This is a genomic window from Hydrogenophaga sp. (assembly GCF_048549895.1).
Taxonomy (GTDB): Bacteria; Pseudomonadota; Gammaproteobacteria; order Burkholderiales; family Burkholderiaceae_C; genus Hydrogenophaga.
Window position 1 is genome coordinate 22,599 of sequence record NZ_JBLYYB010000106.1, and the last position, 15,715, is coordinate 38,313.

Sequence of the window (15,715 nt, forward strand, 5' to 3'; positions counted from 1 at the left end):
ATGGACAGCACCACCCCGCGCGGCACCCGCACCGGCTTCACCACCGGCGCCTGCGCGGCTGCAGCGGCCCGGGCCGCCGCTCAGGGGCTGGAAACCGGGCAGGTGCCCGACGCCATGGAGAGCCTGCTGCCCAACGGCCAGCGCGTGCGCTTCGCGGTGCACGACGGACGCTGCGATGCGCACAGCGCCCACGCCATGGTGGTGAAGTTCGCGGGCGACGACCCGGACTGCACCGACGGCGCCCACCTCACGGTGGACCTGCGGCTGCTGCCCGGCCGCACGGGCGAGATCACGTTCGTGGCCGGTGACGGCGTGGGCACGGTGACGCTGCCCGGCCTGGGTCTGGCGGTGGGCGGGCCGGCGATCAACCCGGTGCCGTGCCAGAACATCACCGACAACCTGCACGAGGCCGCGCCGCGCCTGCTGTCGCAGCACGGGCTGGAAGTCACCGTGAGCGTGCCCGGCGGCCAGGAGATGGCGAAGAAGACCACCAACGCGCGGCTGGGCATCCTGGGTGGCATCAGTATCCTGGGCACCACCGGCATCGTCAAACCCTATTCCACCGCGGCCTGGCGGGCCAGCGTGGTGCAGGGCATCCAGGTGGCGGCCACGCTGGACCACGGCGTGGTGGTGCTGACCACCGGCGGCCGCACCGAGACCTTCGCCATGCAGACGCTGCGCGCGGAGCGGCCCGGCCTGCCCGCCGCCTGCTTCGTTCAGATGGGTGACTTCCTGCGGTACGCGCTGGATGAGGTGGTGGCCCAGGGGCTGCCCGAGGTGGTGTTGGGCGTGATGGTGGGCAAGCTCACCAAGATCGCCCAGGGCGAGACCATCACCCACGCCAACCGCAACGTGGTGGACACCGACCTGGTCGCCGAGATCGCCCGCCAGATCGGCGCCACGGCCGAGGACTGCGCGGCCATCGCCGCCGCCGAGACCGCGCGCTTCGGCGCCGAGCTGATGGTCGAGCGCGGCCTGGGCCCGGCCTTTCACCAGGCACTGGCGCAGCGCGCCATCGACACCCTGACCGCGCCCGACCGCTACGGCCGCGCCTTTGCGCTGCGCGTGCTGGTGTGCGACTTCAGCGGCCGGCCGGTGGCCGATGTGCGCTCGGCCCCGGCCGAGGCACGGCCCCGCCCCGCCACCGCCGGGCGCACCGGCATCGGCCACACCCACCACTCCGACTTCGACACCGAATGAACGACCTTCTCTCCCACGATCCCAACCGCTGCCGTGTCATGGGTGTGCTCGACGACGGCGTGGCCAGCCTCGGCGCCACCGCGCTGGCCCACCTGCGCACGGCCGACGTGGTGATCGGCGGCGCGCGCACACTGGCGCTGTTCCGGCACGCGCTCAAGCCCGGCGCCATCACCCACGACCTGACGGGCCAGCTCCAGGCCGTGCCTGGCTGGGTGCGCGCCGCGCGCGAGGCCCACCAGGCCTGCGTGGTGCTGGCCACCGGCGATCCGCTGTGCCACGGCATCGCGCCCTACCTGGCTCAGCACCTGTGCCTGGACGCGCTGGAGATCCTGCCAAACCTCTCGACCCTGCAACTGGCCTGCGCCCGCGTGGGCCTGGCCTGGCAGGACGCGCGCATCGTCTCCGTGCACGCCGCCGACGCAGGCGAATGGCAGCGCGGCGCACCACCTGCGCACGGCCTGTACGCGCTGGCCCAGGCACTGCGCGCCGAGCAGCGCCTGCTGCTGCTGACCAGCCCGGCCAACAGCCCCGACCGCGTCGCCCGCCTGCTGCTGGCCGAAGGCCTGGGCAGCGATTTCCACATGGCGGTGGCGGAAAACCTGCTGCAGGCCGACGAGCAGGTGCACGCGCAACTGAGCCCCGCCGACGCGGCCCGCATGCGCTTTGCCGAGCTGAACGTGGTGCTGCTGTGGCGCACCCGGCTGCGACCGCAGCCGGTGCGCTTCGGTCTGGCGGACTGCGCCTTCGAGCAGCGCCAGCCCGAGAAGGGCCTGATCACCAAGCAGGAGGTGCGCGCCGTCAGCCTGGCGCGGCTGCAACTGCGCGCCGACAGCGTGGTCTGGGACATCGGTGCCGGCAGTGGCTCAGTGGGGCTGGAGGCCGCCCGCCTGTGCCCGCAGGGCCATGTGTTCGCCATCGAGAAGAACGAGGCCGACCACGCCATCGCCCGGCGCAATCACGCGGCCTTTGGCATCAGCAACTACACGCTGCGGCACGGCAAGGCGCCCGAGGGCCTGGACGACTGGCCCGACCCGGATGCGGTGTTCGTCGGCGGCTCGGGTGGCGAGCTGGCCGTTCTGATCGCGCAGGTGCAGCGGCGCCTGCGGCCCGGCGGCCGGATGGTGATGAACTTCGTGACGCTGGAGAACCTGGCGACAGCCACCCAGGCGCTGCAGGCGCTGAACGCCGACTGGGAAGTGGTGCAGCTGCAGGCCGCGCGCAGCAGGCCCATCCTGCACATGCACCGCATGGCGGCCGAAAACCCGGTGTGGCTGGTGTGTGCCGGCGTGGACTCCACGGGCCACGACCAGCCCGAGCCGAAGGTGGCAGAGGAGACCGCGCATGGCTGAACCCGCAACCCCCATGGGCAGTCTGCACGGCCTCTCGCTGGGCCCCGGCGACCCCGGCCTCATCACCCGCGCCGCCTGGGCCGCGCTGCAGCGCCACGACGCGGTCTGGGTGTACCCCGTGCGCAGCGGCAAGACGCCGAGCTATGCGCTGCACATCGTGCAGCGCGCCGGGCTGGCGCCGCCCGAGACCCATGCGCCGCTGCTGTTCCCGATGACGCACAACGGCGAGAAGCTGGCGCGTGCCTGGCTGAAGGCCGCGCACACCGTGCTGCCCTGGCTGCAGGCCGGGCGCGACGTGCTGTTCCTGGTGGAAGGCGACGCGTCCACCTACGCCACCTTCGGCCACCTGGCCCGCACCGTGCGCGCGCTCGATGAACGCGTGCCGGTGCGTGTGACCGCCGGCGTCAATTCCTTCACCGCCGCCTGCGCCGACGTGGGCGAACCCTTCGCCGAGCAGGACGACACCGTGGCCATCGTGCCCGCCGCCTACGGCGTGGGCGCGGTCGACCGGCTGCTGCCCGACTTCGACACCCTGGTGCTCATGAAGATCAAGCCGCTGATCGAGGACCTGCTGGACTGGCTGCAGGCGCGCGACCTGCTGGCCGGCGCGCACTTCGTGGAGCGTGTGGGCGCGCTGGACGAGCGGCGCCTCTCGGGCCCTGAACTGCTCACGCTGCGCGGCAGCAAGGTCAGCTACCTCTCGCTGCTGATCGTGAAGAACCCCCACCGCGTGCGCGGCGAGCGCATCAAGGGCTGCCTGAAAAAGAGCGGCCTGCCACCGCTGGAGACCACACCATGAGCCCGGACAACACCGCCCCTCCCCGCATCTGCCTGGTCGCCATCACCAAACACGGCGCCGCCCAGGCGGCCATGCTGGCGCAGCAGCTGCCGCAGGCGTCGCTCTGTGTCGCGGCCAGGTTTGCCGAGGCCACCAAGGGCCTGTCCAACCCGGTGCAGGCTTACGAAGGCGCGTTCAAGGACCAGATCGGGCCACTCTTCCAGGCCTTCGACCAGATCGTGTTCTTCGTCTCGCTGGGCGCGGTGGTGCGGCTGATCGCGCCGCACCTGAAGAACAAGGACGAAGACCCCGGCGTGCTGGTGGTGGACGACGCCGGCCAGTTCGCCATCCCGGTGCTCTCGGGCCATGTGGGCGGCGCCAACGCCATGGCCGAGACCGTGGCCGCGCTGCTGGGCGCCACGGCGGTGCTCACCACCGCGTCGGACGTGGGCAAGACCATCCCGGTCGATATCCTGGGTCGCGAGCTGGGCTGGCACATTGAGGCGCCCAAGCTCAACATCACCCGCGTCTCGGCCGCCGTGGTCAACGAAGAGGCTGTGGCCTTGGTGCAGGAGGCTGGCAGCCCGCACTGGTGGACCCGACCCACGCCGCTGCCGCCGAGCATTCACCGCTACACGCGGCTGGAAGATGTGGATCTGACCCGCTACCGCGCGGTGCTGTGGATCACCCACCGCCCGGTGGACGACGCGCTGTGGCAAACGCTGCACGAGCGCCTGGTGGTGTACCGCCCGCCTGTGTCCAGCGCCTCCCAATGCCACACGGAAGCTGCGGCATGAAGGTGGCCCTGGGGATCGGCTGCGACCGCGGCACGCCGCTGGCCACGCTGGCGCGCGCGGTCGATGAAGCCCTGGCCATGGCCGGACTTCAACGCCAGCAGGTGACCGGCGTGGGCAGCATCACGCTCAAGGCCGACGAGCCCGCGCTGCTGGCGCTGGCGGCGCAGACGGGCTGGCCGCTGCACTTCTACCCCGCCACCCAGCTGGCCGAGGTGGTGGTGCCTCACCCGTCGGAGACCGTGCGCCGCCACACGGGCACCCCCTCGGTCTCCGAAGCCGCCGCCATGCTCGCCGCCGGCACCACCGAGGCCTCTGCCCTGTGCGTCGAGAAGCACCGGTTGCGCGGCGACGACGGCCGCAACGCCACCGTGTCCTTGGCGCACGTGACGCTCCGCACGGCCATCCCGCCCTGTGTCGCCAACACCGATCCGGCGCGTCGCTTCACGGCCAGCGAACGCGAAGCCATGCATTCGCTGATGCAGGTGCGGCGCGACATGCGCCACTTCAGGGCGGGCGTGCAGATTGCCGATGACATCAGGGCGCGCCTGCAGTCGGCGCTGCTCGCCGCTCCGTCGGTGGGTCTGATGCAGCCCCTGCGGGTGCTGCGCATCACCTCTCCTGAACTGCGTGACCGGCTGGCCGCCACTGTGGACGAAGAGCGAATGCGCACCGCCCAGGCCATGGGGTCGCGCGCGGCCGAGTTCCTGGCACTGAAGGTCGAAGGCCTGCGCGAGTGCGCCGAGTTGTGGGCGCTGGTGCTGGCGCCAGACGACGGCACGCTGTTCGGTCGCCGCACGCTGGCGAGCGAAATGGCGTGGTGCTCGGCAGGCGCCGCCGTCCAGAACCTCTGGCTGGCCGCGCGCGCCGAAAACCTCGGTCTCGGGTGGGTGTCGTTGTTCGAACCCGGCGACCTGCACAAGCTGCTGGCGCTGCCCGAGGGCGCAGTGCCGCTGGGCCTGCTGTGCATCGGTCCGGTTGCTCGCTTCTACGAAACACCCATGCTCATCCAGCAACAGTGGCGCCAGGCGCGTCCGGCGTCGGCCGTGTTCACCGAGAACGCCTGGGACCCGTCCTGGAACGCCGGCACCAGCGCCACACCGGAACACCTGCCGCATGGCTGATTTGAACTCCCGCTTGTTACAAGGAACGAAATGACCACCGATACCCCCGTCACCACCCCACGCAACACAGGCACCACCGGCAGCATCAGCCTGGTGGGCATCGGCCCTGGCCACACCGACCACATGACCACGCGTGCGCGCGCCGCCATCGCTGAGGCCGATGTGGTGGTGGGCTATGTCACCTACATCAAGCTGGTGGCCGACCTGCTGGACGGCAAGGAGGTCGTGCGCAAAGGCATGACCGAGGAGCTGGACCGCGCCGTCCACGCGCTGGAAGCGGCCCGTGCGGGCAAGAAAGTGGCGCTGATCTCCTCGGGCGATGCCGGCGTCTACGGCATGGCCGGCCCGACCTACGAGGTGCTGTTCCAGGCCGGCTGGACGCCGGAAGACGACGTGGCGGTCGAGATCGTGCCCGGGGCGTCGGCGATCAACGCCTGCGCCGCTCTGGTCGGCGCGCCCCTCACGCACGACTTCTGCTCCATCTCGCTGTCCGACCTGCTGACACCCTGGCCGGTGATCGCCCGACGACTGGACGCCGCCGCTGCTGCAGACTTCGTGGTGGCGCTCTACAACCCCAAGAGCGGGCGCCGCAAGCGCCAGATCGTGGAGGCGCAGCGCCTGTTCCTGCGCCACCGCCGGGCGGACACGCCGGTGGTGATCGTCAAGAGCGCCTACCGCCGGCGCCAGCACATCGTCCACACCACACTGGCGCAGATGGCCGAACAGGACATCGGCATGCTCAGCACCGTGCTGATCGGCAACAGCAGCACTTTCCTGCGGGAGGGGTTGATGGTCACCCCGCGTGGCTACGCCAACAAATACGACGTGGACCAGGGCTTCGAGACCCGCGACGGCGAAAAGGCCGGCCGCTCGCTCTCCAGCGGTCTGCTGGGCTGGATCGAGGGGCTGCGGGCCGACCATGCGTCCGGCACGGGCCTGGCCGAACTCGCCAGCCGACACCGCCTGCCCGCCGACTACATCGCACAGGTGCTGGCGGCACCCGACGAACACGCACCAGCCGAAGCCGGGACCGAGGACACCGAAGCATGAGCACCACGGAGAAACCCCGCATCAGTGACTACCGCCGGCACCTGCTGGTCTGCACCGGCGCGCGCTGCACGCAGGACGGCGCGGCGCAGGCGCTGTTCGACAGCCTGGGCGACAAGTTCAAGGCCGCCGGGCTGAACGAAGGCGCGCTGCGCGTCAAGCGCAGCCGCGTGAGCTGCTTTGCCGCCTGCAAGGGCGGCCCCATCCTGTGCGTGCAGCCGGATGGCACCTGGTACCACGGCGTGACCCCCGACAACATGGACCGCATCATCGGGCAGCACCTGGTGGGCGGACAGGTGGTCGCCGATCTGGTGTTCCACCAGGGACCGGGGGTCATCGATGGTGAGTGAGACACCGGCCGCGGGCCAGGTCTGCATCGTTGGTGCCGGACCGGGCCCGGCCGACCTGATGACGCTGCGCGCGCTGAACCGGCTGCAACAGGCCCAGGTGGTGGTGCACGACCGGCTGATCACCGAGGATGTGCTGGCGCTGATCCCGGCCACCGCCCGGCGGGTGTACGTCGGCAAGGCCCTGGGACACCACACGGTCCCGCAGCAGGAGATCCATGCCCTGCTGGTGGCACATGCGCGCCAGGGCCTGCGCGTCGTCCGCCTCAAGGGCGGCGACCCCTTCGTGTTCGGGCGCGGTGGCGAGGAAGTGCTGGCGCTGCAGGCGGCCGGCATTGCGTTCGAGGTGGTACCCGGTGTGACAGCAGCCAGCGGCTGCTCAGCCGCGGCTGGCATTCCGCTGACACACCGCCACCTTGCAGCCAGCTGCGTGTTTCTGCCCGGCCATCTGGCGGACGACCAGGCCAGTCACGACTGGCCAGCCCTGGCGAGAGCGGGGCAGACCCGGGTGTTCTACATGGCCGTTCAGCATCTGGCTCAGATAGCCCGGGCCTTGATCGCCCATGGACTGCCGTCCGATACCCCCGCGGCGATCGTGCAGGACGGCACCAGGCCCACACAGACGGTGCTGGCCTGCCCCCTGAACCGGCTGGTCAAGATCGCCCCGGCGTATGGTCCACGACCGGGCTTGCTGATCATTGGCGAAACGGTGCGGCTGAGCCCGTCATTTGAAGAAGATGTGCGTGGTTGAATTGATGGCAAGGGCGCTGGCCCCCCACGGAGTTGATCGCTACGGCCTGGCGTGGCAGGCGATTTGAGTATTCGGGCAAATTTGCGGCAGCCAAGGCAACCGCCACACTGCTCCGCAAATCAGAGATGCCTCGCTTGGCCAAGAGCCGCCGCTGGTCACCGGCAACTTCCGGGAAGTCATCCGCGTCGCCCGACTCAGGCCATACCGTGCATCCCGGCATCGCGTCGCGCGAGGGCCAATGAGTCGCCATTTCACTGCGCTGCACTGCACCATTCGCCGTGAGCCAGCGCTCGAGCGCGCTCGCTTGCGTTGACGGGTCAACGGGTGTACAAGAATGTCCGGCGCTGTTCCGGCGCAGGCCGGACAGCAAGGGCACAACTCTCGCACGAGGGAGGGCGCCATGGACACGTTTCTTGGTTTGCGCAGCTGGCACTGGCGTGCGATGGACTGGGTCGCGGCAGCTGTCTCTGGTTTCGCCGCGGGTGCCGTGCTGATGGTCCTGGACCTGGTCTGGTCGGCCATCTTCAACCCTGACGGCCCCTGGCGGACCTCACACATGATTGCGCCGATCTTCAGCGGCGTAACCGACAGCCTGCAAACGGGCGATTACCGCTTCAGCGTCAGCGTGGTCATCATCGCGCTGCTCACCCACTACGTGCTGGGCATCGTCTTCGGACTGGTGCTGGCGGTCATTCTGGCGCAGCTCCGCCTCGACACCGAGCCGCTGCCAGCGTTGGTGACGGGCGCGTTCGTCGGCTTGCTGCTGTACGTGGTCAACTTCCAAGGGCTCACCGCATTCTTCCCCTGGCTGGCCGGCCTGCGTGGCACGTCCACCCTGGCCGCGCACCTCGTCTTCGGCTGTGTGGCCGCCGTCCTCTACTGGCGGCTGAAACGGACTGCGACGGAGTCTTAGCATGGCGATCGCTCTTGCACTGGTCATGCTGGCGCTGGGCTCGGTCCTCTTCCACTTCCTGAGCCCCTGGTACTTCACGCCGATCGCCTCCAACTGGCAGGCCATCGACACCACGATCACCATCACCTTCTGGGTGACCGGATTCGTCTTTGTCGCCCTCAGCCTCTTCATGGCCTGGGCGGTGATCCGCTACCGCCATCGCCCAGGCTCCCACGCCGAGTACCAGCCGGAGAACAAGAAGCTCGAGTGGTGGCTGCTGGTCCTCACAGCCGTCGGCGTCGCCGCCATGCTCGCTCCCGGCTTGGTGGTGTGGTCGCAGGTCGTCAACGTGCCCCAGGAGGCGCAAGTGGTCGAGGCGGTTGCGCAGCAATGGCACTGGTCCTATCGCCTGCCCGGCAAGGACGGCAAGCTCGGAACCACCCACGCCCGCTACGTGACGGACGCCAATCCCTTCGGCATGAATCCCACGGATGCCGCCGGCCGCGACGACATCCTGCTGACCACCCCGGAACTGCGGGTGCCGCTGGGCCAGCCGCTCAAGCTGCTGCTGCGCTCCAAGGACGTCCTGCACAACTTCGCCATTGCCGAAATGCGGGTGAAGATGGACATGGTGCCCGGCCTGGTCACCTACGCCTGGTTCACGCCCACCCGCAAGGGCTCCTTCGACCTGCTGTGCGAGGAACTGTGCGGCGTCGGCCACTTCGCCATGCGTGGCCGCCTGGTGGTGGACGAGCCCGCAGCGTACGCTGCCTGGCTGGATAAGCAGCCGACCTACGAACAGTTGCGCGATACGCCAGCCGCCAATGCCACCATCGGCAAGAACCTATACGCGGTCTGCGCGGCCTGCCACGGCGTCAACGGCGAAGGCAACGTGGCACTCAACTCGCCCAAGCTCGCGGGGCAAGGCGCGTGGTACCTAGAGCGGCAGCTTAACCTTTTCAAGAGTGGCGCCCGGGGGACGCACGAGAAAGACACTTTCGGCAAGGTGATGGCGCCCATGGCGGCCACGCTGGCGGATGGCAGCGCCGTCGCCGACGTGGTGGCCTACATCGCCTCGCTGCCCGACACCCGGGCGGCAAGCACCATCCAGGGCGACGCCAACAAAGGGCGTGCGCGCTGGGCCACCTGCGCCGCCTGCCACGGCGCCGAGGGCCAAGGTATCGCCGCGACCAACGCGCCGCGGCTGCAGGGCATGAGCGACTGGTACATGGCCACGCAACTGAAGAACTTCCGTGACGGCGTGCGCGGTGCGCACCCGCAGGACATCTACGGTGGCCAGATGGGACTGGTTTCAGGAATGCTCAAGGACGACGCCGCGGTCGGCGACATCCTCGCCTACATCAACACGCGTTGAAACCACACCGGGGAGGCTGAATGGGCACCCATGTTGCGCACGACGAAACGGAAATCGCCCCGCCGGCGGAAGTGGCGGAGGTCCACCTCCACCACCCGAAGACCTTCATCGGCAAGTACATCTGGAGCCAGGACGCCAAGGTCATTGCGATCCAGTATGGGCTGACGGCCATGGCCATCGGTCTGGTGGCGCTGGTGTTCTCCTGGCTCATGCGATTGCAGTTGGGCTTTCCTGGCCAGGTCTCGTTCATCGATCCGGCCGTCTACCTGCAACTGGTGAGCATGCACGGGATGATCATGGTGATCTACCTCTTGACGGCGCTGTTCCTGGGAGGCTTCGGCAACTACCTGATCCCGCTGATGGTGGGCGCGCGCGACATGGTGTTCCCCTACCTCAACATGCTCAGCTACTGGATCTACCTCGCGGCCGTGCTGATCCTGGTGGCCAGTTTCTTTGTGCCGGGCGGACCCACCGGCGCCGGCTGGACGCTCTATCCGCCGCAGGCCATCCTGGACGGCACGCCGGGCGCCAACTGGGGCATCCTGCTGATGTTGATCTCGCTGGGCGTGTTCGTCATCGGATTCACCATGGGTGGCCTCAACTACGTGGTGACCGTGCTGCAGGCGCGCACCCGCGGCATGACCTTGATGCGGATGCCGCTGACGGTGTGGGGCATCTTCATGGCCACGATCATGGCGCTGCTGGCCTTCCCGGCGCTGTTCGTGAGCGCCATCATGATGTTTCTCGACCAGACGCTGGGCACCAGCTTCTTCATGCCGGCGCTGGTCTCCATGGGCCAGCAGCTGGACCACACCGGTGGCAGCCCGCTGCTGTTCCAGCACCTGTTCTGGTTCTTCGGTCACCCCGAGGTCTACATCGTGGCGCTGCCGGCCTTCGGCATCGTGTCGGACCTCATCAGCGTGCACTCGCGCAAGAGCATCTTCGGCTACCGCATGATGGTGTGGGCGATCCTGATCATCGGTGGTCTGAGTTTCGTCGTGTGGGCGCACCACATGTACGTGAGTGGCATGAACCCGTACTTCGGCTTCTTTTTCGCCACCACCACCCTGATCATCGCGGTGCCCACGGCGATCAAGGTCTACAACTGGGTGTTGACCCTGTGGAAGGGCAATATCCGCCTGAACGTGCCGATGCTGTTCGCCATCGCCTTCATCTTCACGTTCGTCAACGGCGGCCTGACGGGGCTGTTCCTCGGCAACGTGGTGGTCGACCTGCCGCTGTCGGACACCATGTTCGTCGTGGCCCACTTCCACATGGTGATGGGCATCGCACCGGTGCTGGTGGTGTTCGGCGCCATCTATCACTGGTACCCCAAGATCACAGGGCGCATGCTCGACGACACCCTGGGCAAGTTGCACTTCTGGGTCACCTTCATCGGTACCTACGCCATCTTTTATCCCATGCACTACCTGGGCTTCATGGGGATCCCGCGGCGCTACTACGGCTTCGGCGGCACCAACTTCATCCCGGACTCGGCGCACATGCTCAATGTCTGGATCTCGTTGGCGGCCTTCGTGGTCGGCGCGGCGCAACTGGTCTTTCTCTACAACCTGGCGCACAGCTGTTTCAAGGGCAAGCCCGCAGGCGGCAACCCCTGGCAGGCCACGAGCCTGGAATGGATGACGCCCGAGACACCGCCCGCCCACGGCAACTTCGGCCGGGAACTGCCCACGGTGCACCGCTGGGCCTACGACTACGGCGTTCCGGGCCTGAAGACCGACTACATCCCGCAGAACGTGCCGCCCTCGGAAGTGGCGGCCGAAGCGTGGGCGAGGAACGACCGGCCGGCCGGAGCCTGATGCCATGACCATCGGCCTGATGTTCTTCTCGCTGCTGGTGGCCGTCATCGTCTGGTGGTTGATGCGGCAGACCCTGGACGAGCCCTGGCACGCCGAGGTGGTGCCCGAGGTGCGCGTGGGCCTGGTGACCCAGCCCACGGCCAAGGTGGCGCTGTGGGTCTTCCTCGGCGTGGCCAGCTCCCTGTTCGTGCTGTTCGCCAGCGCCTATGTCATGCGACTGGACCTGACCGACTGGAGCCCCATTCCGCGGCCGCGCTTCCTGCTGGTCAACACCGTCTTCCTGGTGGGCGCCAGCCTGGCCATGCAATGGACCGTGTACGCCGCGCGCCGGGCCGACGCCGGCAACGTGCGCCGCGGTCTGGCCGCCAGCGGCCTGCTGACCTTCGCCTTCCTGGCCGGCCAGCTCTACGTGTGGAAGCAGTACCACGACGCAGGCTTCCTCCTCACCAGCAGCGCGGCCACCGCCTTCTTCTATCTGTTCACGGCGGTGCACGGCCTGCACGTGTTGGGCGGATTGGTGGCATGGGCGCGAGCCTTGCTGCGGGTCAGGCGTGGGGCCGACGCCGCGCGCATGCGACTGGCGTGCGAACTGTGTGCGACCTATTGGCACTATCTGCTGGCGGTGTGGGTGCTGCTGTACGCACTGCTGGTGTCGGAAGACCTGGGGTTGGCGATCTGTTCCGCCACGCCCCTCTGACCGGAGACGAGCCATGGCGAACGAAGCGACGATGGCGGCAGGCAATGGCTGGCGCGGCGCCGTGCGTGACATTGCCTCGGACCAGCGCGCTTTCAAGGGCGTGCCCTGGGGCAAGCCGATGATGTGGATCTTCCTTCTTTCGGACTGCTTCATCTTCGGCAGCTTCCTGATCTCGTACATGTCGGCGCGCATGTCGACGGTCACACCCTGGCCCAACCCGAGCGAGGTGTTCTCGCTCATGATGTTCGGCGAGAACGTGCCCCTGCTGCTGATCGCCATCATGACCTTCGTGTTGATCTCCAGCAGCGGCACGATGGCGCTCGCGGTCAACCACGGCTACCGGCGCGACCGCCGGACGACCTTCTGGCTGCTGGTGGCCACCGCGGCGCTCGGGGCCACCTTCGTCGGCATGCAGGCCTTCGAGTGGTACAAGCTCATCTCCGAAGGCGTGCGGCCCTGGGGCAACCCCTGGGGCGCGGCGCAGTTCGGCTCCTGCTTCTTCATGATCACGGGCTTCCATGGGACGCACGTGAGCATCGGCGTGATCTTCCTGGTCATCGTCGCCGCCAAGGTGGCGCGCGGTGACCTCGACCACGAGCGGCCCGGCTTCCTCACCGGCCGCAACGGCAACTACGAGATCGTGGAGATCATGGGCCTGTACTGGCACTTCGTGGACCTGGTGTGGGTCTTCATCTTCGCGTTCTTCTATCTCTGGTAGGCCAAGGGAGTCTGACATGGACCACGCAGAACACGGGCAGCACGAAGGGCACGGCGGAGGCTCGCACGAGCAGGGCCAGCAGCATCCGCTGGGCGTCTACTTCAAGATCTGGGGCCTGTTGTTCGTGCTGAGCGCCGCCTCCTACATGGTGGACTACTTGCAGGTGCAGGGCCTGCTGCGCTGGTCGCTCATCATCATCTTCATGCTGCTGAAGGCGGGGTTGATCGTGGCTGTCTTCATGCACATGGCGTGGGAGCGCCTGGCCCTTGTCTACGCCATCCTGGTGCCACCGCTGCTATTGATCACACTGATCGGCATCGGTGCTCTGGAGGCCAACTACACCTTCCTGTCGCGCAGCGAATTTTTCGCACCGGTGGAGGAACTGAAGGCAAGCGCAAACCATTGAAACCATCCCAAAGGAGTTGATCATGCGCAAACGTATTTACTGGCTTTTGCCCGACCTGAAAAGTGCCCGCGCCACGATGGACGACCTGCTGCTGGCGCACATCGAGGAGCGCCATATCCATTTTGTCGCCCGGGAGGGCACCAACATGCGCGGCCTGCACGCGGCCAACGTGCTGCAAACCTCCGACGTGGTGCGCTCGGCCGAGATAGGCCTGCTCGTCGGCGCGGGCCTCGGCGGACTGCTGGGGGCACTGGTGGCCGTGTTCTATCCCATCGGGGGTGACGAGGCGCAACTGGGATTGGTTGTTCCCGGACTGGCCATCTTTGGCGCGCTGTTTGGCATCTGGACTTCCTCCATGATCGGCGTCTCCACGCCCAGCAAGCGCCTGCAGCGCTTCGCCGCGCAGATCGAGCGTGGTCAGGTGCTGCTGATGGTGGACGTGTCCATGTGGCGGGTCGAGAGCATCGAAAAGCGGCTGCAGGCATTGCATCCCGAAGCGCACCTGGAGGGGACGGAGCCGGACATTCCCGCGTTTCCCTGAGCGGTCTGCCACGGCCAGCCGGGCGCGCCGCAGCGCCGCACGGTCAGTAGCCAGTTCGTCCTCCCTCGCGGTCGAGGCTGCCTTCATGTGCCCTGGAGCGGGTTCGACCGACAGCTTTGCGACGGCGCGATCAGGACCGAGGCGTTCGCTTCAGGGTCGCAAGCTGTTCCCGGCAATGAGGACCACGCATGAACATCGAAGCCCAGACCACCCCGGGGCTCAGGCACATCGCCGAGCCGATCGAAGACATCGCCACGTCGATGCTCATCACCATCGAACGCCTGTGGTCGCCTTTTGCGCGCCCCTGACGGTCCGGACTCACCCAACCTGGCCTTGCTGCAGGCCTGCAAAGATCTGCAACGAGGGCTGGTGGACACCGACATGGGGCCACGCCAGGGGAAGGTCTGCCACACAACGGTGGCAGAATCCGCGCTCCCCACGAGCCGGCGCTTCCGCTCAGACCTCGGGGGCCAACTCCCTTTCGCTCCCCATGACTCCACCGCTCCACGGCACGCTCGGCATTGATTTCGGCACTTCCAATTCGGCCATGGCCTGGGCCGATGCGCGGGGCACGGCGCGCCTGATTCCGCTGGAGGGCACGGCGGTCTCCATGCCCACGGCGGTGTTCTACAACTCGGAAGACAGCACCACGCATTTCGGCCGCGACGCGGTGGCGCAGTACCTCGCCGGCACCGAAGGCCGGCTCATGCGTTCGCTCAAGAGCCTGCTGGGCAGCCCGCTGCTGCTGGAGACCACGGTGGTCAACCACCAGCAGATCAGTTTTCAGGAGATCGTGGCCACCTTTCTGGCCGCGCTGCGCGAGCGCGCCGCGCAGTCGCTGGGCGTGGCGCCCACCAAGGTGGTGATGGGCCGGCCGGTGCATTTTGTGGACGACGACCTGGAGCGCGACGCGCTCGCGCAAGATTCCTTGCTGCAGGCCGCGCAGGCCGTGGGCTTTCGCCAGGTGTCGTTCCAGCTGGAGCCGATTGCCGCAGCGCTGGACTACGAGCGCCGGCTGGAGCGCGAGAGCGTGGTGCTGGTGGTCGATCTGGGTGGCGGCACGTCGGATTTCACCGTGGTGCGCCTGGGCCCGCAGCGCGTGAAGCTGGCCGAGCGCGCGGGCGATGTGCTGGCCACCACCGGTGTGCACATCGGCGGCACCGACTTTGACCACAAGCTCAGCCTGGAGCAGGTGATGCCCCTGCTGGGCTACAAACACCTGGGGCCGCAGCAGCGCGAGGTGCCCAGCCGCGTGTTTTTTGATCTCTCCACCTGGCACCTGATCCAGTGGCTCTACCAGCCGCGCGCGCTCAGCCAGGCGCAGCAACTGCGTGTGAACTACAGCAACGTGACCTTGCACGAAAGGCTGATGAGGGTGCTCAAGCACCGCGACGGCCACCGCATCGCGCACGAAGTGGAGCAGGCCAAGATCCGCTGCTCCAACGAAGACGGCGCCACGCAGGTGGACTTGTCTGAAGTGGAGCGCGGCCTGGGCGCCGACATGCACGCCGACGCCATGCGCGACCACTTGGAGCACCTGCTGGCGCGCACCGTGGCCTGCGCCCGCGAATGCGTGCAGCGCGCTGGCCTCACCGACAACACACTGGACGCGATCTACCTCACCGGCGGCTCATCCGCCCTGCGGCCGTTCCAGCGTGCGCTGCAGGCCGAGTTCCCTGGCGTGGCCCTGGTCGAGGGCGATCTGTTCGGCGGTGTGGCCTCGGGGCTGGCGTACAGCCGGTCTTGAACTTGCCGCCACGAATCCTGTCGAACACCATCCTTCTTTGAACTCAGGAGCCGAACAATGCGCATGTCATGGTGGGGTCTGGCGGGTGTTTCCTTGTTGTCGGCTTGCAGCGGTTACGGGCCGCCCGGG

General features: G+C 67.9%; 16 protein-coding genes. All 16 read left to right on the forward strand.

Going from position 1 to position 15,715, the window contains the following annotated elements; all coding sequences use genetic code 11:
* The 16 genes from ACN4F8_RS11525 to ACN4F8_RS11600 all read left to right on the forward strand — a co-directional run bounded on the left by ACN4F8_RS11525 (position 1) and on the right by ACN4F8_RS11600 (position 15,586).
* On the forward strand, positions 1-1,200 hold the full coding sequence (locus tag ACN4F8_RS11525) for a cobalt-precorrin-5B (C(1))-methyltransferase (protein ID WP_419473729.1): 1,200 nt from the start codon (positions 1-3) through the stop codon (positions 1,198-1,200).
* Positions 1,197-2,549, forward strand: a complete 1,353-nt coding sequence (gene cbiE, locus ACN4F8_RS11530) for a precorrin-6y C5,15-methyltransferase (decarboxylating) subunit CbiE (protein ID WP_419473730.1) — start codon at positions 1,197-1,199, stop codon at positions 2,547-2,549. Before ACN4F8_RS11525 ends, cbiE begins: the two co-directional genes overlap by 4 nt.
* A complete protein-coding gene (gene cobI, locus ACN4F8_RS11535) occupies positions 2,542-3,348 on the forward strand; it encodes a precorrin-2 C(20)-methyltransferase (protein WP_419473731.1) in 807 nt (268 codons plus the stop codon). Before cbiE ends, cobI begins: the two co-directional genes overlap by 8 nt.
* Positions 3,345-4,124: a cobalamin biosynthesis central domain-containing protein gene (locus ACN4F8_RS11540; protein ID WP_419473732.1), complete on the forward strand. Its 780-nt coding sequence runs from the start codon at positions 3,345-3,347 to the stop codon at positions 4,122-4,124. The genes cobI and ACN4F8_RS11540 overlap by 4 nt, the downstream gene beginning before the upstream one ends.
* Entirely contained in the window at positions 4,121-5,245 is a 1,125-nt protein-coding gene (gene bluB, locus ACN4F8_RS11545; RefSeq protein WP_419473733.1) for a 5,6-dimethylbenzimidazole synthase, read from the forward strand. Before ACN4F8_RS11540 ends, bluB begins: the two co-directional genes overlap by 4 nt.
* Before the next feature lie 30 nt (positions 5,246-5,275).
* The gene (gene cobJ, locus ACN4F8_RS11550) at positions 5,276-6,295 is read left to right on the forward strand and encodes a precorrin-3B C(17)-methyltransferase (RefSeq protein ID WP_419473734.1); all 1,020 of its coding nucleotides are present in this window, start codon (positions 5,276-5,278) and stop codon (positions 6,293-6,295) included.
* A complete protein-coding gene (locus ACN4F8_RS11555) occupies positions 6,292-6,642 on the forward strand; it encodes a (2Fe-2S) ferredoxin domain-containing protein (protein WP_419473735.1) in 351 nt (116 codons plus the stop codon). Before cobJ ends, ACN4F8_RS11555 begins: the two co-directional genes overlap by 4 nt.
* The gene (gene cobA, locus ACN4F8_RS11560; RefSeq protein WP_419473736.1) at positions 6,632-7,390 is read left to right on the forward strand and encodes a uroporphyrinogen-III C-methyltransferase; all 759 of its coding nucleotides are present in this window, start codon (positions 6,632-6,634) and stop codon (positions 7,388-7,390) included. The genes ACN4F8_RS11555 and cobA overlap by 11 nt, the downstream gene beginning before the upstream one ends.
* A 400-nt stretch (positions 7,391-7,790) precedes the next feature.
* Entirely contained in the window at positions 7,791-8,303 is a 513-nt protein-coding gene (locus ACN4F8_RS11565; RefSeq protein WP_419473737.1) for a hypothetical protein, read from the forward strand.
* A 1-nt stretch (position 8,304) separates the two neighbouring features.
* Positions 8,305-9,657, forward strand: a complete 1,353-nt coding sequence (locus ACN4F8_RS11570) for a c-type cytochrome (protein WP_419473738.1) — start codon at positions 8,305-8,307, stop codon at positions 9,655-9,657.
* Between the two features lie 20 nt (positions 9,658-9,677).
* A complete protein-coding gene (locus tag ACN4F8_RS11575; protein ID WP_419473739.1) occupies positions 9,678-11,477 on the forward strand; it encodes a cytochrome c oxidase subunit I in 1,800 nt (599 codons plus the stop codon).
* A gap of 4 nt (positions 11,478-11,481) precedes the next feature.
* Entirely contained in the window at positions 11,482-12,174 is a 693-nt protein-coding gene (locus ACN4F8_RS11580) for a cytochrome c oxidase subunit 3 (RefSeq protein ID WP_419473740.1), read from the forward strand.
* A 13-nt stretch (positions 12,175-12,187) separates the two neighbouring features.
* Positions 12,188-12,892, forward strand: a complete 705-nt coding sequence (locus tag ACN4F8_RS11585; RefSeq protein ID WP_419473741.1) for a heme-copper oxidase subunit III family protein — start codon at positions 12,188-12,190, stop codon at positions 12,890-12,892.
* Between the two features lie 16 nt (positions 12,893-12,908).
* Positions 12,909-13,298: a cytochrome C oxidase subunit IV family protein gene (locus ACN4F8_RS11590; protein ID WP_419473742.1), complete on the forward strand. Its 390-nt coding sequence runs from the start codon at positions 12,909-12,911 to the stop codon at positions 13,296-13,298.
* 22 nt (positions 13,299-13,320) lie between these two features.
* Entirely contained in the window at positions 13,321-13,839 is a 519-nt protein-coding gene (locus tag ACN4F8_RS11595) for a DUF1269 domain-containing protein (protein ID WP_419473743.1), read from the forward strand.
* A gap of 490 nt (positions 13,840-14,329) precedes the next feature.
* A complete protein-coding gene (locus ACN4F8_RS11600; protein ID WP_419473744.1) occupies positions 14,330-15,586 on the forward strand; it encodes an Hsp70 family protein in 1,257 nt (418 codons plus the stop codon).
* Positions 15,587-15,715 lie beyond the last annotated feature (129 nt).